General features: G+C 69.3%; 19 protein-coding genes. 6 read left to right on the top strand and 13 right to left on the bottom strand.

The annotated features are described in order from the left end of the window. From ACIPVN_RS04060 to ACIPVN_RS04045, 4 genes are all read right to left on the bottom strand, one after another. Positions 1-438, bottom strand: a complete 438-nt coding sequence (locus ACIPVN_RS04060) for a Fe-S oxidoreductase (RefSeq protein WP_400439793.1) — start codon at positions 436-438, stop codon at positions 1-3. Next, positions 435-1,241, bottom strand: coding sequence for an arginase family protein (locus ACIPVN_RS04055; RefSeq protein WP_400439790.1), 807 nt, complete (start codon positions 1,239-1,241; stop codon positions 435-437). The genes ACIPVN_RS04060 and ACIPVN_RS04055 overlap by 4 nt, the downstream gene beginning before the upstream one ends. Before the next feature lie 67 nt (positions 1,242-1,308). After that, positions 1,309-2,052 carry a PspA/IM30 family protein gene (locus ACIPVN_RS04050; protein ID WP_400439787.1) on the bottom strand — a complete coding sequence of 248 codons (744 nt, stop codon included), beginning with the start codon at positions 2,050-2,052 and terminating at the stop codon, positions 1,309-1,311. A 55-nt stretch (positions 2,053-2,107) separates the two neighbouring features. Then, positions 2,108-4,144, bottom strand: coding sequence for a TPM domain-containing protein (locus ACIPVN_RS04045; RefSeq protein WP_400439785.1), 2,037 nt, complete (start codon positions 4,142-4,144; stop codon positions 2,108-2,110). A gap of 123 nt (positions 4,145-4,267) precedes the next feature. Between ACIPVN_RS04045 and ACIPVN_RS04040 the strand changes: the two genes are divergently transcribed. The 4 genes from ACIPVN_RS04040 to ACIPVN_RS04025 are packed head-to-tail and all read left to right on the top strand — an operon-like array spanning position 4,268 to position 7,151. Beyond that, positions 4,268-5,107, top strand: a complete 840-nt coding sequence (locus ACIPVN_RS04040) for a DUF3097 domain-containing protein (protein WP_400439782.1) — start codon at positions 4,268-4,270, stop codon at positions 5,105-5,107. Positions 5,108-5,150: 43 nt separating this feature from the next. After that, positions 5,151-5,876: a tRNA (guanosine(46)-N7)-methyltransferase TrmB gene (trmB, locus tag ACIPVN_RS04035; protein ID WP_400439779.1), complete on the top strand. Its 726-nt coding sequence runs from the start codon at positions 5,151-5,153 to the stop codon at positions 5,874-5,876. Then, positions 5,873-6,703, top strand: a complete 831-nt coding sequence (locus ACIPVN_RS04030) for a CPBP family intramembrane glutamic endopeptidase (protein ID WP_400439776.1) — start codon at positions 5,873-5,875, stop codon at positions 6,701-6,703. Before trmB ends, ACIPVN_RS04030 begins: the two co-directional genes overlap by 4 nt. Positions 6,704-6,758: 55 nt before the next feature. Continuing rightward, positions 6,759-7,151 (top strand): DUF1304 domain-containing protein, encoded by a 393-nt coding sequence (locus ACIPVN_RS04025; RefSeq protein WP_400439773.1) that lies wholly within the window; start codon positions 6,759-6,761, stop codon positions 7,149-7,151. Positions 7,152-7,178: 27 nt separating this feature from the next. Here ACIPVN_RS04025 and ACIPVN_RS04020 read toward each other — a convergent pair whose 3' ends face one another. From ACIPVN_RS04020 to ACIPVN_RS04000, 5 genes are read right to left on the bottom strand one after another with little or no spacing between them, the layout of a single operon-like run. Then, positions 7,179-7,580: a RidA family protein gene (locus ACIPVN_RS04020; protein ID WP_400439771.1), complete on the bottom strand. Its 402-nt coding sequence runs from the start codon at positions 7,578-7,580 to the stop codon at positions 7,179-7,181. Between the two features lie 59 nt (positions 7,581-7,639). Further along, complete coding sequence (locus tag ACIPVN_RS04015; protein ID WP_400439768.1) at positions 7,640-8,617, bottom strand: zinc-binding dehydrogenase; 978 nt, start codon at positions 8,615-8,617, stop codon at positions 7,640-7,642. Between the two features lie 18 nt (positions 8,618-8,635). Beyond that, entirely contained in the window at positions 8,636-9,058 is a 423-nt protein-coding gene (locus ACIPVN_RS04010) for an organic hydroperoxide resistance protein (protein WP_247622809.1), read from the bottom strand. 26 nt (positions 9,059-9,084) lie between these two features. Next, a complete protein-coding gene (locus tag ACIPVN_RS04005; protein ID WP_400439765.1) occupies positions 9,085-9,552 on the bottom strand; it encodes a MarR family winged helix-turn-helix transcriptional regulator in 468 nt (155 codons plus the stop codon). Positions 9,553-9,588: 36 nt separating this feature from the next. Next, entirely contained in the window at positions 9,589-10,023 is a 435-nt protein-coding gene (locus ACIPVN_RS04000; RefSeq protein WP_400439762.1) for a GIY-YIG nuclease family protein, read from the bottom strand. 127 nt (positions 10,024-10,150) lie between these two features. Between ACIPVN_RS04000 and treS the strand changes: the two genes are divergently transcribed. After that, the gene (gene treS, locus ACIPVN_RS03995) at positions 10,151-11,920 is read left to right on the top strand and encodes a maltose alpha-D-glucosyltransferase (RefSeq protein WP_400439760.1); all 1,770 of its coding nucleotides are present in this window, start codon (positions 10,151-10,153) and stop codon (positions 11,918-11,920) included. After that, entirely contained in the window at positions 11,917-13,377 is a 1,461-nt protein-coding gene (locus ACIPVN_RS03990) for an aminoglycoside phosphotransferase (RefSeq protein WP_400439757.1), read from the top strand. The genes treS and ACIPVN_RS03990 overlap by 4 nt, the downstream gene beginning before the upstream one ends. Before the next feature lie 29 nt (positions 13,378-13,406). On the opposite strand, the gene ACIPVN_RS03985 is transcribed toward ACIPVN_RS03990, so the two are convergent. The 4 genes from ACIPVN_RS03985 to ACIPVN_RS03970 form a co-directional block, all read right to left on the bottom strand. Further along, positions 13,407-13,802, bottom strand: a complete 396-nt coding sequence (locus tag ACIPVN_RS03985) for a VOC family protein (protein ID WP_400439755.1) — start codon at positions 13,800-13,802, stop codon at positions 13,407-13,409. Between the two features lie 65 nt (positions 13,803-13,867). Next, complete coding sequence (locus tag ACIPVN_RS03980) at positions 13,868-14,680, bottom strand: ABC transporter ATP-binding protein (RefSeq protein ID WP_400439752.1); 813 nt, start codon at positions 14,678-14,680, stop codon at positions 13,868-13,870. 2 nt (positions 14,681-14,682) lie between these two features. After that, positions 14,683-15,738 carry a FecCD family ABC transporter permease gene (locus ACIPVN_RS03975; protein ID WP_400439749.1) on the bottom strand — a complete coding sequence of 352 codons (1,056 nt, stop codon included), beginning with the start codon at positions 15,736-15,738 and terminating at the stop codon, positions 14,683-14,685. Between the two features lie 8 nt (positions 15,739-15,746). Further along, the gene (locus ACIPVN_RS03970; RefSeq protein ID WP_400439746.1) at positions 15,747-16,802 is read right to left on the bottom strand and encodes an iron chelate uptake ABC transporter family permease subunit; all 1,056 of its coding nucleotides are present in this window, start codon (positions 16,800-16,802) and stop codon (positions 15,747-15,749) included. Positions 16,803-16,860: the final 58 nt, after the last annotated feature.

Genomic DNA, 16,860 nt, shown 5'->3' with positions numbered 1-16,860 from the left:
TCAGCGGGAGCGGCGAACGTAGTTGCCGTCTTCCAACCCGGCTTCGATCTCGAAGCGATTGCGCAGCGGGTCGCGCCCGGCGACGAAGTACAGCACCGGCATCAGGAACCCGTATCGCAGCCATTGGGCCTTGTGGACCGCCTCGTGGCGCAGGACGGCATCCGTCGGACGGGCATCGCCGGTGAGGAAGCAACCTCCGACGCACACGCCGCCGCGATTGAAGGTCCACGTCGGCATTCCCCGGAAGATCCAGAGTCCGGCACGGCGTTCGACGCGGCCGGTGCTCCACAACGATCCCCAGAGCCATCCCACCGCCGTGGCCCAGGCATAACCGATCCAGCTCACGGGGGAGCGGAGCAGGAACGCGGGGAGACGGCGGTCGAAGCGTCGGCCGCGGGCCAGTGCCTCCTCGGCCACGGGTCTCCAGTCCGTCGTCATGCCACGGCACCGATCAGACGCAGGATCGCCCCGAGGTCGTCCACCGCGTCGGCGGGCGTGCGGGGCGCGAAGCCCGAGATCGTGGCACCTGCGAGCGGGATCTCTTCGCGGAGTCGGCGGATGGCCGAAGCGAGCGCCGCCGGGGTCATCCCGAACGGTGCGGGATCCGAGACACCGGTGATCTCGGCGGGATCGAGCACATCCACGTCGATGTGCACCCAGACCCGCGAGGCGCCGGTCGCGCGGACGGCGTCGAGCAGCGCGTCCGAGTCGTCGAGATCGTCGACCCGCAGGTGGGTGAACGAGGAGATCTCGTCGACCTCGGCGTCGTCGAGGGCCCGCATGCCGACCGTGACGATGCGCTCGCGAGGAAGGGCAGCGGCGAGTGCGAGTTGCGGCTCGCCCTCGCCCATGATCGCACGGAGCGCCATACCGGAGAACGCCCCGGAAGGAGAGGTCTCCGGCGTGTTCAGGTCGGCGTGAGCATCGCACCACACCACGGCCAGGTCGTCGGTGCCGCCGGGCAGCGCGTCGAGGGCGGCGACCGTGATGCTGCAATCTCCGCCGATCAGCACGCTGTACTCGTCGGTGAGATGCTCGCGGATCAGATCGCGGGTGCGCAGGAGGGCGCTGAGCCGCCGCACGCCGGTGCCCAGCGACTCGCCGGCTTCCACCGGCACGTCGAGGGTGGTCGTGCGGGCGCGGGGCAGATCGCCGGCGATGGCCGATGCGCCGTCGACGAGGAGCATCGCGCGTGCGGCCGGCGATCCCTGCCACTGCGGGACGACGAGGAATCGCACCATGGGTGCCTCCTGGGAAAGAGGAAGTGCGGATGCCCCGGACGGGGAGTCCGGGGCATCCACGGGTGGATCAGTTGCCTTCGATGGCCTGACGCGGAGCGGAGCCGCCGGCCTTCAGCTCGGCGAGACGCGCCTCGACCTCGGTGAGCTCACCGAGGTCCTCGAGGCTCTCGAACTGGGCGTCGAGGCTCGACGCCGCGAGCTCGATCTTGCCCTGAGCGATGGCCTCCTGGCGGCGGACCTTGTCTTCGAAGCGGCCCAGCTCGCTGGTGGGGTCGAGAACGTTGATCGACCCGACGGCGTCCTGCACCTTCGTCTGCGCCTCGGCGACCTTGGCGCGTGCGAGCAGTTCGCTGCGCTTGTTCTTGAGCTCGCCGAGCTTGTCCTTCATGCCGTTCAGGCCGCTCTTGAGCTTGTCGACGATCTCGGTCTGCGCGGCGATCTGCGGCTCGGCACCGCGGGCCTCGCGCTCGGCGCTGATCTGACGCTGCAGGGCGATCTTCGCGAGGTTGTCGAACTTGTCGGCGTCGGCGGTGTCACCGGAGCCGCGCATCTCGTCGGCCTTGCGGCTGGCGGCGAGGGCCTTGTTGCCCCACTCGGTGGCCGACTGCACGTCTTCCTCGTGATCGCGCTCGAGCAGGCGCAGGTTGCCGATCGTCTCGGCGATCGCGGACTCGGCGTCGGCGATGCTGTTCGTGTAGTCGCGCACGAGCTGATCGATCATCTTCTGCGGGTCTTCGGCAGAGTCGAGGAGCGAGTTGATGTTCGCGCGGACGAGGGTCGAGATTCGTCCGAAGATGGACTGCTTGGTCATGCGAGGTTCCTTTCAGAGGGCCGATATCGAAGTCTTGCCGAGGAGTCTGTGAAGTTCAGAAGCGCCCACCTCCGGAGCGGCCGCTGCGACCGCCGCCGGAGCGACCGCCGCCGAAGCCGGAGCTGCGGAATCCACCGCCACCGCTCGAGCGCCAACTGCTGCTGCGCGAACGGGAGCGACTGCCGCCTCCGCCGCCACCGGCGAGGAGTCCGCCGATGATCCCGCCCAGGATGTCTCCGCCGAGGCCCGAGCCGCCGGAGCCCCCGGAGTTTCCGAACGGTCCGTTGCCCCAGCCGTCGTACCCGCGGGAATCGTAGGCGGACACGTCGGCGGAGGCGGAGGAGATCGCCTGGCGGGCGAGGTCGAGGGCCCGGGTCGCCTCGGTGAGTGCGGCGTCCGGCGAGGTGGCTCGAAGGCCGAGCGCCTGTGTCAGGCTCGCATCGGCCTGCGAGAGACGGGTGCGCGCGGTGGACCCGACCGTTCCGCGTCGGGTCTCGATGAACTCCCGGGCGGTGCGGATCTCGGAGCCCGCCTGGGTCAGGGTCTGCTCGAGCATCTGCTCCGCGCGCCGAGTGCGATCGAGCGCCTCGCGCCCCTGGGCGATCGCGGCATCGATCTGGGCGTTCGCGGCGGACAGGGCGTCGAACGCACGCTGCGGATTGCGCGCGGTCCCGCTGAGATCGGCCTGTGCGGCCTGCAGATACTGCACGGTCGTGGACGTGGCCGCGGAGAGCGCTCCGCCGGTGTCGGGGAGTTGCTGGGCGGCGGCGACATCGGACTGCAGCTCGGCCACGAGCGCCTGCGCCTGTGTCTCGACGGCGGCGAGGTCCGACCCGAGGGCCCTGATCGCCTGCACGAGCTGCCCCGCCTGCGCGACGGACTGCTCGGCCGTGCGGATGGCGAACGCCGCGTCGCCCGTGCGGCCCGCGGCGATCGCTTCCGCCGCGGCGTCGATCGCATGGTCGGCGAGGGCAGCGCGCTCCTGGGCCTGCGCGGGGTTGTCCGAGACGGTGGTCAGCGCTTCGGCCGCGTAGGTCGACGACAGCGTCGCCAGATCCTCGGCCGCCCCGTCGAGCACAGGACCGAGCGCGGCGCGCTCACCGCGGACGCGTTCGAGTTCCTGCGGAGCATTCTGTTCGAGCTCGCGGAGCGAGTCGAAGGCCTCCGTGTTCGCATCGAGGATGTCGTCGATCTCGTCGGCGATCTGGATGATCCGGATGTTCCAGGCGCGCTGCTCGTGGACCGTGTCCTCGATCTCGTCGTCGAGCTTCTGTCTGAGCTCGAAGGCTTCCGACAGCTTCGCCTTCGCCTGGTCGACCGCGGTCGTGAACTCGGCCGTTGCGCTGTCACCGAACTGCGCGATGGCGAAGCCCAATTCCTCGCGGCTGGAGGTGATGGCGTCGTCGGCCTGCACGAGAGCAGATCCCGCCTGCGTCTGCACCTGCTCATCGGTCAGCGTCGAGAACGGGTCGGCGGGGTCGGGATGCTCCGGCATCGCCCCGCGCTTGCGGATTGCGGCCGCGCGGCGACTCCGCCGGACGAGAGCGATGACCAACCACGCAACGAGTGCGAGCGCGACGAGGCCGGCCACGATCAGGAGAGCCCGGAGAGCACCGGCGCCGCCATCGCCCTGAATCTCATCGGCGGCGAGGAGGATCGCTCCGTCCCAGTCGTCCTGGGCGAGCAGGGGCTGGATCTCCTGCTCGATGTCGTCGAGGCGGGAGTTGCTCAACGGCCCGCCCTCGGCCGCGGAGATGTAGTAGCTGCGCTGATCGGTCGCGATCGCCAGCAGATACTGGTCGGGACCGAGGTTGCTGCGCGTCGCTGTGGCGTCCGCCCATTCGACGCGGCCGCTCGGCGAGGTGAACTCGTCGACGAAGACGACGAAGAGATCGGCGGACGAGTTCTCGGTGAGCTCCTGGAGCCGTTCTTCGACGGCGTCCTTCTCGCTCGCGGAAAGAACGCCGGCATCGTCGGTCACGTACCCGGAGTCGAGCGTGAGGGGATCGGTCGCGGAGGCGGCTCCCGAGGAGAGCAGACCCGCCGTTGCGGCGAGCACTGCGGCGCTCAGCGCCAGCCACCGTGTCTTCATCGTTTTCCCTCCGACCGGCAGGCGCGCCCCATGGCTCCGAGTCTATTCACACAGCCCGACACGCGACAGCATCCACGGGCGGATCGCCGTTCGCCCTCAGCGGAGACGCATACGCTGGAAGGCATGGACGACAGGTACGGATCGGATGTGCTCGCATCGGGCTGGCGCGAGCGTGGCACGAAGCAGGTGCCGACGGTTTCCGCCGAGCTCGATCTCGTCGTCGAGGTGGCCGATGACGGGTATTGCGGAGCGGTCACACGCGTGCAGGGAGGAAACGTCGAACTCGAGGATTGGAAGGGCCGCAAGCGTCTGTTCCCGCTCGGCGGCGGCTTCCTCATCGAGGGCCGGCCCGTGCGGCTGGCGCCCCCGGCGCCGAAGACGCAGGCACCGCAGCGCACGGCATCCGGATCGTTCGCCGTCGGAGACCAGCGCGCGCGCATCGCGCTGCCGAGCCGGATCCTCGTCGAGGGCAAGCACGACGCGGAGCTCGTCGAGAAGGTGTGGGGCGCCGATCTCCGCGTCGAGGGCGTCGTGGTCGAGTACCTGCAGGGTGTGGACCTCCTCGACGACCTGCTCGCCGAAGAGCCCCCGTCCGCGAAGCGGCGCTACGGCGTGCTCGTCGACCACCTCGTGCCGGGCTCGAAGGAGTCGCGGATCGCGGATGCCGTCGCCCGGGGTCCGCTCGGCCGCCACGTGCGCATCGTCGGGCATCCGTTCGTCGACGTGTGGCAGTGCGTCACCCCACGAGCACTCGGTATCACCCGCTGGCCCGAGATTCCGCGGGGCACGGACTGGAAGACCGGGATCTGCCGCGCCTTCGGGTGGCCGCACGAAACCCAGGCCGACACCGCGCGTGCGTGGCAGCACATCCTGAGCAGGGTGCACAGCTATCGCGACCTCGAGCCGGCACTGCTCGGCCGCGTGGAAGAGCTCATCGACTTCGTGACAGAACCCGCGGGCTGACCCGCGCGCTGGCCGCGGCGAAGCACACGACTACCCTGGAAACATGCCCGAACCCCGAACCTTCCGTGACGAGCCGGTGTCCTTCGTGCGCCGGAGCGGACGGATGTCCGAGGCGCAGGACCGCGCCTTCACCGACCTCGCCCCTCACTACCTGCTCGACGTACCGCGGGCCGTCGCGTGGACCTCGGTGCATCCGGAGGCCCGGTTCGATGTCGCCGCCGAATATGGTCGCGACGCCGCTCTGATCGTCGAGATCGGCTCGGGGCAGGGCCACGCGATCGTCGCCGCTGCGGCGTCGCGGCCCGATGACGACTTCCTCGCCGTCGAGGTGTTCCGTGCGGGCCTCGCCCGCACCATGCTCGACGCCGATCGCGAGGGCGCGAAGAACCTGCGGGTCATCGAGGCGAACGCGCCCGAGGTGCTCTCGTCGTACCTGCCGGAGGCCGCTGCCACGGAGACCTGGATCTTCTTCCCCGACCCGTGGCACAAGAAGAAGCACATGAAGCGTCGCCTCGTGCGTCCGGGATTCGCCGACAACGCGGCCCGGGCTCTCGTCGACGGCGGACTGCTCCGTCTCGCGACGGACTGGGAGGACTATGCGCTGCAGATGCGCGAGGTGCTCGATGCCGAACCGCTCTTCGAGCGCGCCTTCGAGGGGGAGTGGGCCGAGCGCTTCGACGGACGCGTCATGACGGCGTTCGAACGCAAGGGCATCGCGAAGGGGCGCGACATCCGCGACCTCGTGTACCGACGTCGTCCGCGCTCGTGACCGACGCGCCGACCACGAGCACGGCGCAGGGCATCGTCCCGGCGGTGCTCGTCTGCGCAGCCGCGCCCGCGTTCTTCGTGGCGGAGCTCGCCTGGCTCGGATGGGTGCTCCTGGCGATCGGGATCGGCATCTCCTGGGCGATCGAACGCGGACGTGTGACGGCATCCGCCCCCTCGCTCACGCGCGACCTGTCGCTCATCGCCCTCGGCCTGCTCGTCGTGAGCGTGATCCCGCTGGCGGCCGAGCTCGACAACCTGGCGATGCTGCGCTTCACCCTCGCGCTCGGGGGCGCGGTCGCGGTGCCCTACCTCGTATCGCGCTTCGTGTATCGCGACCGGGCGATCTCGTTCCCATGGCGGGCGCACCGCCGGTGGGGCCGGTTGCAGTGGGGCTGGCTCGTCGCCGTCCTCGTGCTCGGCTGGCTGATCCTGCCGTTCTACTTCATCACGAGCGGCGTCTACGCGAACTGGCCCGTCGTCGACACTCCCGATCTGATCGCGCGCCTCTTCGTGGGCGTCGGCGCCGTCGGCATCTGGGACGAGCTGTTCTTCATCTGCACCGTGTTCGCCCTGCTGCGTCGGCACTTCCCGGACGCGGTGGCGAACGTGCTGCAGTCGATCGTCTTCGTGTCGTTCCTCTGGGAACTCGGCTACCGGGAGTGGGGGCCTCTCCTGACGATCCCGTTCGCGCTGCTGCAGGGCTTCATCTTCTTGCGCACCCATTCACTCGCCTACGTGGTCACCGTGCACCTGCTGTTCGACGCCGTCGTGTTCGCCGTTCTGGTGCACGCGCACAATCCCGGACTGCTGCCGATCTTCCTGGTCTGAGGTCTGCCCGGTCGGGTGCCCGCCCTCGACCGCGCGAGTCTGCGACAATCGGAGGATGCTCATCGTCGGACTCGTCCTCGCCGCGGCCGCTGCCGCCTTCCACGTCTTCATCTTCGCGCTCGAGTCGCTGAAGTGGACCGAGCCCGAGACCCGCAACATCTTCGGCGTCGCCAGTGAGGCGGATGCCGTCACGATGAAGCAGCTGGCCTTCAACCAGGGCTTCTATAACCTGTTCCTGGCGCTCACGACTCTCTTCGGCATCGGGTTCACGATGTTCGGATTCGCCACGATCGGGCTGACCCTGGTCTTCGCGGGCACCGGGATGATGTTCGCCGCGGCCCTCGTGCTCGTGCTCGCGGATCGGACCAAGGCGCGTGCTGCGGCGATGCAGGGCACCCTGCCGTTGCTCGCGATCGTCGTCACCGCGATCGGTGCCTCGCTCGCCTGACCCGGGTACCTGATCTCCGGATGCGCCTCAGGCGCGCAGGACGGCGGCGACGGCGCTGACCTCGATCAGAGCGCCGGGAACGCCGAGAGCCGCGACGACCGCGGCGGTGACCAGCGGAGGCTCGCCGTCGCGCTCGAGCCGGGATGCTACCGCGCCGTAGGCGGCGCGAACATCGGCATCCTGATGGATCAGCACCGTCCAGCTGATCACATCGTCGAGCGTCGCGTCGGCCGCCGTCAAAGCGATCGCCGCATTCTCGACCGCGCGGATCGACTGCTCTGCGACGTCGTCGGAGACGACCCTCCCGGTCTCGTCGACGCCGTTCTGGCCGCCGACGTGGATCGTCGTCGCTCCCGGGGGGACGACGGCGACATGGCTGAACGCAGGACTCACGACGAGTCCTGCGGGTCTGATCAGTGAGATGTCCATGAACGCAGTATGGGCCGGGACGCCGACATCGGCGACCCGGCCCACGCGTTCGGCGGGTGTCAGAAGCGCAGGAGCACCTTGCCGACGCGACCGGGGGTTTTGCTGAGACGAACGGCATCCGCGATGTCGGCGGCGTCGAAGGTGCCGGCGACCGGGAGGGTGAGCGTGCCGTCGGTCACCCGCTGGATCAGCTCGGCGAACAGCGCTCCGCGGGTGGGCGCGTCCATCGTCTGGATGACCTTGCTGCCCCAGAAGCCCTTCACCGTCGCCTGCTTGAAGATCACGTCGGACGAGGCGATCTCCATGACGGGGGAGTTCATCGCGCCGAAGGCGACGAGCGTGCCGCCCTCGCCGATCAGCGACAGCACGTCGCCGGCCGACGATCCGCCGACCGAGTCGACCCCCGCGACGACCGCGGCCCCACCGGTCAGCGCGGCGGCCCGCTCGCGCCAATCCGTCTGGTCGGTCGCGATGACGTTCTCGATGCCCTGGGCGCGCAGTTCGTCGACGCCGGCCGAGCGCCGCACGAGGCCGAGCACGTTCACGCCGCGCGCGGCACCGAGCTGGGCGAGCATCCGCCCGACGGCGCCGTTCGCCGCGTTCTGGACGATCCAGTCGCCTTCGCTCACATCGAGGAACTGCAGCAGGCTGATCGTGCTGAAGGGCATCGAGACCAGCTGCGCGGCGCTCTCGTCGGAGAGGCCGTCGGGTACGGGGATGAGCCCGGCGGCGTTCGCGACGATGTACTCGGCCCAGGCGCCGAACGTGCCACCCGTCGCGACACGCTGACCGACGACGAGATGATCGACCCCGTCACCGAGGGCATCGACGACGCCGAGAGCCTCGGTGCCGGAGGCGGCGGGCAGTTCGGGCTTGAATCCGTAGGTGCCGCGCACTGTCCACAGGTCGTGGTTGTGGATGGGGGAGAGGGCGACGCGGAGACGGACCTGGCCGGGCCCCGGTTCGGGAACGGGCCGCTCCTCCACGGCGAGGACGTCTTCGGCTTCTCCGAAGGTGTGGTGGATGAGTGCGTGCATGAAGGTTCTCCTTCGGTCTCAGTCGTCGGAGACGGTGATCGTGACGTCGATGTTGCCGCGGGTCGCGTTCGAGTACGGGCACACCTGGTGCGCGGCATCCGCGAGGGCCTGCGCCTGCTCGTGGGGGAGCGTGGGGATCACGACCTCGAGCTCGACCGCGAGGCCGAAGCCGCCCTGGCCGTTGGAACCGATGTGCACGCGTGCGCCGACCGAGGAGTCCTCGATCTGGACCTTCTGCGCTCGGGCGACCGACTGCAGCGCGGAGTGGAAGCAGGCCGCGTAGCCGGCGGCGAACAGCTGCTCGGGGTTCGCCCCGTCGCCGCTCCCGCCCATCGCCTTCGGGATGGCGAGATCGAACTCGACGCGGCGGTCGTCGGTGGCGACGTGGCCGTTGCGGCCGGCGCCGGTGGCGAGGGCTTCGGCGGTGTAGAGAGCTTCCATGGGTGTGTGTCCTTCCGGGAGGGTGGTCATTCGGAGCCGCGGGCGCGTGCGGCGCCGGCGGAGGTCGGGGTGGATGCCTGGAGGAGGCGCGTCAGCTCGTGGAGCTCCGCGATCAGACGCAGCCGGTGCGCATCGTCGCGGATGCCCGAGAATCCGGCGACCTCGGCCGGAATCGTCGCCAAGTCGCCGCGGAGAGCCTGGCCATCCGACGTGAGCTGAACCGTCACGACCCGCTCGTCCTCGGAGCTGCGCTGTTTTCGCACGAGCCCCGCCTGCTCGAGCCGCCGCACGAGGGGGGAGAGCGTACCGGAGTCGAGCTGCATCGCTTCGCCGAGCGATCCGATGGTCTGCTCGCCCTCGTGCCAGAGGATCGCGAGCACGAGGTACTGCGGGTAGGTGAGCCCCCACGGCGCGAGAAGAGCGCGGTACGCCTGCGTCGTCGCGCGGGCGGCGGAGTACAGGGAGAAGCACACCATCTCATCGGTCACGGCCATCCAACGAGTATTGCACGCAATTCAGTTGTGCACAATTTAGTATGTCGAACCGCGAAACGCCTCGCTCACCCAGCGCGCGTACTGGTCCCAGGCGGGGCCCGCGCGTCGGAGGCCGGCGGTGTGCACTTCGAGCGCCGTACCGAAGGTGAACCACTCACCGCCCTCTCGCAACTCGGCGAACTCACGATGCCGCTGCTGTTCGAGCGCGCGGCCGCCGCGCTCGAACGCGAGCAGCTCCTCGTGCCGGATGCTCGCGAGCCGTTGCCGAGGACGCATGCTCGTGCCGATCTTCACCCGACGGTCGTAGCGGAGGTAGTAGACGACGTCGACGCGGGGGCGGGGGAGATCGTCGTCGGGCACGTCGCCGTACCGCCAGCCGCAGGTCGCGCACGTCCAGACGCCCTCGCGGCGGTGGCCATCGGTGCCGCCGCAGAGCAGGCAGGGGCCGGGAAGGCGATGCACAATCGACATGCGGCAACGGTAGACGGGACCACCGACGCCCGCTCCGGTACACCTTCGTCGTCCGAACCCGCAAGGGGTGACGCTCCCGGGGGCGGATGTGACAGGTTGGGCGCATGTTGCGAGACGGGAGAAACGCATGAGCACTGCGGCCGATCCGGCACCGCCCACGGCATCCATCCCCATCCTCACCCAGGAGCCGTTCCCCGACACCCCGGGCAGCCCTGCGCCCGAGTGGTTCAAGACCGCCGTGTTCTACGAGGTCCTGGTCCGCTCCTTCAAGGACGGCGACGGCGACGGGTCGGGTGACTTCCGCGGGCTGATCGACAAGCTCGACTACCTGCAGTGGCTCGGCGTGGACTGCCTCTGGATCCCGCCGTTCTTCCCCTCCCCGCTGAGAGACGGCGGGTACGACGTCGCCGACTACACGGGCATCCAATCCGATCTCGGCACCACGGCCGACTTCCAGGAGTTCCTCGACGCGGCCCATGCGCGCGACATGCGGGTGATCATCGACTTCGTCATGAACCACACCAGCGACGAGCATCCGTGGTTCCAGGCGAGCCGGAAGGATCCGGACGGCCCCTTCGGCGACTTCTACGTGTGGAGCGACACCGACGACCTCTACGAGGATGCACGGATCATCTTCGTCGACACCGAGCCCAGCAACTGGACGTGGGACCCGGTGCGCCAGCAGTACTTCTGGCACCGCTTCTTCTCCCACCAGCCCGATCTCAACTTCGACAACCCGAAGGTGCACGAGGCGATGATCGACGCCATGCGGTTCTGGCTCGACATGGGGCTCGACGGATTCCGCCTCGACGCCGTCCCGTATCTCTACGAGCGACCGGGCACTAACGGCGAGAACCTGCCCGAGACCCATGACTTCCTCAAGAAGGTGCGGAGGATCGTCGACGACGAGTATCCGGGTCGCGTGCTGCTCGCCGAGGCGAACCAGTGGCCCGCCGATGTCGTCGACTACTTCGGCGATCCCGAGGTCGGCGGCGACGAGTGCCACATGTGCTTCCACTTCCCGGTGATGCCGCGGATCTTCATGGCCGTGCGGCGGGAGTCCCGGTATCCGATCAGCGAGATCCTCGCCGAAACGCCCTCGATCCCCTCCGGATGCCAGTGGGGGATCTTCCTCCGCAACCACGACGAACTCACCCTCGAGATGGTCACCGACGAGGACCGGGACTACATGTGGAGCGAGTACGCGCAGGATCCGCGGATGAAGGCGAACATCGGCATCCGTCGTCGCCTCGCGCCGCTTCTCGACAACGACATCGATCGGATCGAACTTTTCACGGCGCTGCTGCTCTCGCTGCCCGGCTCACCGGTGCTGTACTACGGCGACGAGATCGGGATGGGTGACAACATCTGGCTCGGCGATCGCGACGGCGTGCGCACACCGATGCAGTGGACCTCCGATCGCAACGCCGGTTTCTCGACCGCCAACCCCGGACGACTCTCCCGTCCGATCGTGCAGGACCCCGTGTACGGGTACCTCGCGGTGAACGTCGAGGCACAGCAGGAGGACCGGTCGTCGCTGCTGCACTGGACGCGGCTCATGATCCACGCCCGCAAGAAGCACCCGGCCTTCGGACTCGGCAGCTTCAACGATCTCGGGGGATCGAACCCCGCCGTGCTGTCGTACACGCGCGAGCACACCAATGACGACGGCACCGTCGACGTCATCCTGTGCGTCAACAACCTGTCGCAGTTCCCGCAACCGGTCGAACTCGACCTCCGTCGGTTCGAAGGAATGGTGCCGGTCGAGCTGGTCGGCGGCGTGCCCTTCCCGCGCGTCGGCGAACTGCCGTACCTGCTGACGCTCGGCGGGCACGGGTTCTTCTGGTTCCAGTTGCAGGAGCCCGCCGATGACGGCGACGACAGGGGGATGCTGTGAGCATCATCGATGGGACCGACCTCGAGGACTACTTCGTCCGCACGCGGTGGTTCGCCGGGAAGAGCCGGCCCTTCAGCGTCGCGCGATCGCGGCGCATCGCTGATCTCGCCGCCGGGGGCGAGGGCGTCCGGGTGGCGGTCTTCCTCGTGACCGTCGAGTACTCCGACGCGGAGGCGGGGGAGGAGACCTACCAGGTGCCCCTGGCGCTCTACGACGAGCCGCAGGAGGCCATCGCCCACGCCTTCATAGCCGCCGTGGAGGACGAAGGGCGTCTGCGTCACATCTACGACGCCGTGCACGACCGCTACGCCATGGCTCTCTGGCTGAACGGGCTCGTCGCCGCGGAGCTCAGCGGAGCGCACGAGATCGGCGGACTGCGTTTCCGGCGCGTGGAGGGCACCGAGCCGCTCGATCCGGAACTGCGCTCCTCTCCGCTCACCGGCGAGCAGTCCAACTCGTCGGTCCGCTTCGACGACGTCGCGATCATGAAGCTGTTCCGCAAGGTGACCCCGGGGGTGAATCCCGACATCGAGATCCATCGGGAACTCACCCGGCAGCACTCGGAGCACGTCGCGGCGCTCTACGGCTGGGTCGAGGCCGATGTCAACGGGGAGACCGTGCAGCTCGCGATGATGCAGGAGTTCCTGCGCACCGCCTCCGACGGCTTCGAGCTGGCGACCGGGAGCGTGCGATCACTGCTCGCGAACCCGTCGCAGAGCGTCGAGGAGTCGGGAGCGGACTTCGCCGGCGAAGCCGCCCGCCTGGGCACTGCGGTCGCCGAGGTGCACGCGGCACTGCGCAGCCGGTTCCCGTCCGAGACGCGTGATGCGGCTGCCGCGCGAGCCCTGGCGCGTGCGCTGGAGGACCGCCTCGACCACGCGCTCGGCGTCGTGCCGGAACTCGAGCCGTTCGCCGAGCGCCTCCGGGCGATGTACGCGACGGTGGCGGCGCTCGGCCGGCTCGACGTGCAGCGCGTGCACGGCGATCTTCACCTGGGTCAGACCCTGCGCACCGCGCACGGGTGGCGCATCGTCGACTTCGAGGGCGAGCCGGGACGCCCGTTCGCGGAGCGCTCACTCCCCGATTCTCCCTGGCGCGACGTCGCCGGGATGCTGCGTTCCTTCGACTACGTGCCCGGCACGGTCGCTCTCACGCAGGCCACGGAGGAGGGACCCGACCCCGATGCGGAAGACGACCTGCGCGCCGATCTCGCCCGGGAGTGGGCGCGTCGTGCGCGTGGGCATTTCCTCGACGCCTACGTCGGTGCGCTCTGCCGTACCGAGTCGGTCGGGGCGGATGCCGCGGCACCGGGGGAGGAGGAGCAGATCCTCGCCGACAACCGCACGCTGCTCGACGCGTACGTCGCCGACAAGGCCGTGTACGAAGCGGTCTATGAGAAGCGCAACCGCCCCGCATGGATCGCGATCCCGCTCGCTGCGCTCGCCCACGTGGTCTGAGGGCGCCGCGGTGCTCCGGGGAGGAGAGATCAGGAAGCCGACAGCACCGCGAGCACATTGCCCGCAGGGTCGGTGAACCAGGCGATGTCCGGGCCGCGATCGGGCCCGCCGCGCATGATGCCCTTGGCGTCGGTGCTGAGATCGGCATCGTCGTAGATCTTCGTCACCACGCCGCGGGAGTTCAGGTCGTCGACCGCCGCCTCGACGTCGTCGACGGGGAAATTGAGGATCGTGAAGCTCGCCGGCGTGTGATCGGGCTTCTCGTAGACGAGGATCGATCCGCCGTCGGGAAGGTGGATGTCGAGGAACCCCATCGCGTTGGTGGTGACATCCAGCCCGAGGGTGTCGCCGTAGAAGGCGCGGGCCGCGTCGATCGAGTCGACGCTGAACCCGCTGAACGGATGCGTGATCTGAAAAGCGGTCATGGATTCAGCATGCGCTCGCCGCGGGGCGGTGTCCAGGGGATGAGCCGGGCGGGCAGCAGCGCCGTTCAGCGGCTCCGTGCGTCGCGGGTGCTCCGGGCCTCCGGGATCACCAGGGGCGTTCCCGTCGCGGGGTCCTCGATCACCCGGGCTTCGAGCCCGAAGACGTCGCGCACGAGCGCGGAGGTCACCACGGCCCGCGGCTCGCCCTCGGCGACGATACGTCCATCGCGCATCGCGATGAGGTGCGTCGCGTACCGCGCGGCGTGATTGAGGTCGTGCAGCACGGCCACGAGGGTGTTCCCGTCAGCGTGGAGGTCGGCGAACAGGTCGAGGAGTTCGATCTGGTGGGCGATGTCGAGGAACGTGGTCGGCTCGTCCAGGAGCAGGATCGGGGTCTGCTGGGCGAGCGCCATCGCCGCCCAGACGCGCTGACGCTGTCCCCCCGAGAGCTCGTCGACCTGTCGCGCCCGCAACTCGGAGACGTTGGTCGCGCGCATCGCCCGCTCGACCGCCTCCTGGTCGTCACTGCTCCACTGGCGGATGAGTCCCTGGTACGGATAGCGTCCGCGGCCGACCAGGTCGACCACAGTGATGCCGTCGGGCGCGATCGAGCTCTGCGGGAGCAGGCCGATCATCCGGGCCGCTTCCTTCGCCCGGTACCGGCTGATGGCTTTGCCGTCGAGCGTGATCGCTCCGTCACTGGGGTTCAGCAGTCGGGCGAGTGCGCGCAGGAGTGTCGACTTGCCGCACGCATTGGGGCCGACGATCACGGTGAACGAGCCGTCGGGGATGCTCAGGGAGAGGCCTTCTGAGATCACGCGCCGGTCATAGGCGAGCGTCGCGGATTCGGCGACCAGGCGGGCATCGGGTGCGGGCATGATTAGAGCTGCTTTCGGGCTTCGTGGACGAGGAGACCGACCAGGTAGACGCCGCCGATCACGACGGTGACGATGCCGACCGGAACCGCTCCGGGAACGACGTGCTGCGCGATCACGTCGGCGGCGAGCAGAAGGAACGCGCCGACCATCGCGGAGGCGCCGATCGGAATGCCGGCACCGGCGGTGAGACGGCGTGCGATCTGCGGTGCGGCGAGAGCGATGAAAGCGATCGGGCCGGAGACGGCCGTCACGATCGCGATGAGCGCCACACCGACGATCATCACCGCCAGACGAGTGCGCTCGCTGTGCACGCCGTGCGCGCGGGACGCGTCGTCGCCGAGCTCGAGCTGACGCAGGGGGCCGCTGAGGAACAGCGTGAGGACCGACAGCAGCGCCAACGGCCCGACCGCGACCGCGATGTCGCCCCAACCGACGAGCGAGAGCGATCCGGCGCCCCAGATCGACGCCGTCATCGCGACCTCGGTCTGCGCACGCATCAGCAGGTAGGTGTTGACGCTGCTGAGGGTCGCGGTCACGGCGATACCGACGACGATCAACCGGAACCCCTGCACGCCGTTCCGCCACGCGAGCAGGTAGACCAGGAGCGCGGTCACGAGGCCGCCGGTCAGAGCCCCCACCGATACGGCGATCACACTGCCGCCGACGAGCGTGATGACGATGATCGCTCCGGTGTATGCGCCGGTCGAGAAACCGATGACGTCGGGGGATCCCAGGGGGTTGCGGGTGAGGGTCTGGAACAGGGCGCCGGAGACGGCGAGCGCGGCCCCGAACAGGATGGCGGCCACGATGCGCGGGAGTCGCCACTCGACGACGATCCTGCTCGCGAAGCCCTGGTCCGAGAAGAGCGCGGTGGCGACGTCACCGAGGGAGAGCGGGTAGTCGCCGAGGCAGAGCGCGAGCAGCGCGATCGCAACGATGCCGAGCGCCGTGAGGACGCCGACGAGCACGCCCTGCCGATGCAGGGGGATGACTCCGCCTGGGACGGGGAGAGCGAGGTGGCCGTCGGGCACCCGCCGTGCGGACACGGCGTCGTCCATCGTCGGGTTCACAGCGCGCTCGCTCTCTGCTTGCGGACGAGCACGATGAGCACGGGAGCGCCGACGAAGGCGGTGACGATTCCGACCGGCAGCTCGCCCGGACGCAGGACGACGCGTCCGAGCACGTCGGATGCCAGAAGGAGGATCGGGGCGAGCAGTGCGGAGTAGGCGAGGATCCATCGCTGATCGGGGCCGACGATCCACCGGGCGACGTGGGGGATCATCAGGCCGATGAAGGCGATCGGACCGGCCATGGCCGTCGCGGTGCCGCACAGCAGTGTGATCGCGACGATCGAGAGGATGCGGGTACGCAGCACGCTCGAGCCCAGCGACCGGGCGAGGTCGTCACCGAGCGCGACAGCGTTGAGCGGGCGACCGAGGAGCAGGGCGAGGACGAGGCCGACCGCGAGGTAGGGACCGGCGACGAGCACGACCTCCCACCCGCGATCCGCGATGATACCGGCCTCCCAGGCGCGCATCGCGTTGAATCCCCTCGGGTTCGCCAGCAGCATGGCCGAGGTGATCCCCGAGAGCACGGCGCCGATGGCGACGCCCGCGAGCGTGATGCGCGCCGGGCTCACCGACCCGCGGCCCGCCGATCCGATGAGGTACACGACGATCGTGGTGATCAGCGCTCCGCCGAACGCGAACCACAGGAAAGCGGGCGGTGCGGTGAGGCCGAAGACGCCGACGGCGATCGCCACGGCGAAGGCTGCCCCGGAGTTCACGCCCAGGATTCCGGGATCCGCGAGCGGGTTGCGGGTCACGGCCTGGATCAGTGCTCCAGCCACCCCGAGCGCAGCGCCGACGAGGAGGCCGAGCACGGTGCGGGGGATGCGGAGCGCGAGCGCGGTCGCGGCATCGGCATCGGAGCCGGCCCCGCGCAGCGCGTCCCACACGAGGGGAAGGGCGACCTCGCGCGCGCCGATCGAGAGGCTGAGTAGCACGGTCGCGCTCAGCGCCAGGGCGATGAGGGCGAACCCGACGGTCCGTCGAGCTCCGAAGTGACGCGTCCCCGCCGTCGTGCCGAGGTCGGCGGACGGGAGCGAGGTCGTCGAGGTCACCCGCCAAGCTTAGGGTAACCTAAGGTCGATCCCGCGCACCCTTCAGAGGTGTCGCGTG

Origin of the sequence: Microbacterium sp. NPDC090003 (assembly GCF_044748385.1) — a bacterium.
Classification (GTDB): Bacteria; Actinomycetota; Actinomycetes; order Actinomycetales; family Microbacteriaceae; genus Microbacterium.
Note: the sequence above shows the minus strand (reverse complement) of the source record. Positions and strands in the feature narration are given on the sequence as shown.

Coding starts and splice junctions, on each gene's coding strand:
- ACIPVN_RS04060 (WP_400439793.1), bottom strand. CDS start 438: ATGACGACGGACTGGAGACCCGTGGCCGAGGAGGCACTGGCCCGCGGC.
- ACIPVN_RS04055 (WP_400439790.1), bottom strand. CDS start 1,241: ATGGTGCGATTCCTCGTCGTCCCGCAGTGGCAGGGATCGCCGGCCGCA.
- ACIPVN_RS04050 (WP_400439787.1), bottom strand. CDS start 2,052: ATGACCAAGCAGTCCATCTTCGGACGAATCTCGACCCTCGTCCGCGCG.
- ACIPVN_RS04045 (WP_400439785.1), bottom strand. CDS start 4,144: ATGAAGACACGGTGGCTGGCGCTGAGCGCCGCAGTGCTCGCCGCAACG.
- ACIPVN_RS04040 (WP_400439782.1), top strand. CDS start 4,268: ATGGACGACAGGTACGGATCGGATGTGCTCGCATCGGGCTGGCGCGAG.
- trmB (WP_400439779.1), top strand. CDS start 5,151: ATGCCCGAACCCCGAACCTTCCGTGACGAGCCGGTGTCCTTCGTGCGC.
- ACIPVN_RS04025 (WP_400439773.1), top strand. CDS start 6,759: ATGCTCATCGTCGGACTCGTCCTCGCCGCGGCCGCTGCCGCCTTCCAC.
- ACIPVN_RS04020 (WP_400439771.1), bottom strand. CDS start 7,580: ATGGACATCTCACTGATCAGACCCGCAGGACTCGTCGTGAGTCCTGCG.
- ACIPVN_RS04015 (WP_400439768.1), bottom strand. CDS start 8,617: ATGCACGCACTCATCCACCACACCTTCGGAGAAGCCGAAGACGTCCTC.
- ACIPVN_RS04010 (WP_247622809.1), bottom strand. CDS start 9,058: ATGGAAGCTCTCTACACCGCCGAAGCCCTCGCCACCGGCGCCGGCCGC.
- ACIPVN_RS04005 (WP_400439765.1), bottom strand. CDS start 9,552: ATGGCCGTGACCGATGAGATGGTGTGCTTCTCCCTGTACTCCGCCGCC.
- ACIPVN_RS04000 (WP_400439762.1), bottom strand. CDS start 10,023: ATGTCGATTGTGCATCGCCTTCCCGGCCCCTGCCTGCTCTGCGGCGGC.
- treS (WP_400439760.1), top strand. CDS start 10,151: ATGAGCACTGCGGCCGATCCGGCACCGCCCACGGCATCCATCCCCATC.
- ACIPVN_RS03985 (WP_400439755.1), bottom strand. CDS start 13,802: ATGACCGCTTTTCAGATCACGCATCCGTTCAGCGGGTTCAGCGTCGAC.
- ACIPVN_RS03980 (WP_400439752.1), bottom strand. CDS start 14,680: ATGCCCGCACCCGATGCCCGCCTGGTCGCCGAATCCGCGACGCTCGCC.
- ACIPVN_RS03975 (WP_400439749.1), bottom strand. CDS start 15,738: ATGGACGACGCCGTGTCCGCACGGCGGGTGCCCGACGGCCACCTCGCT.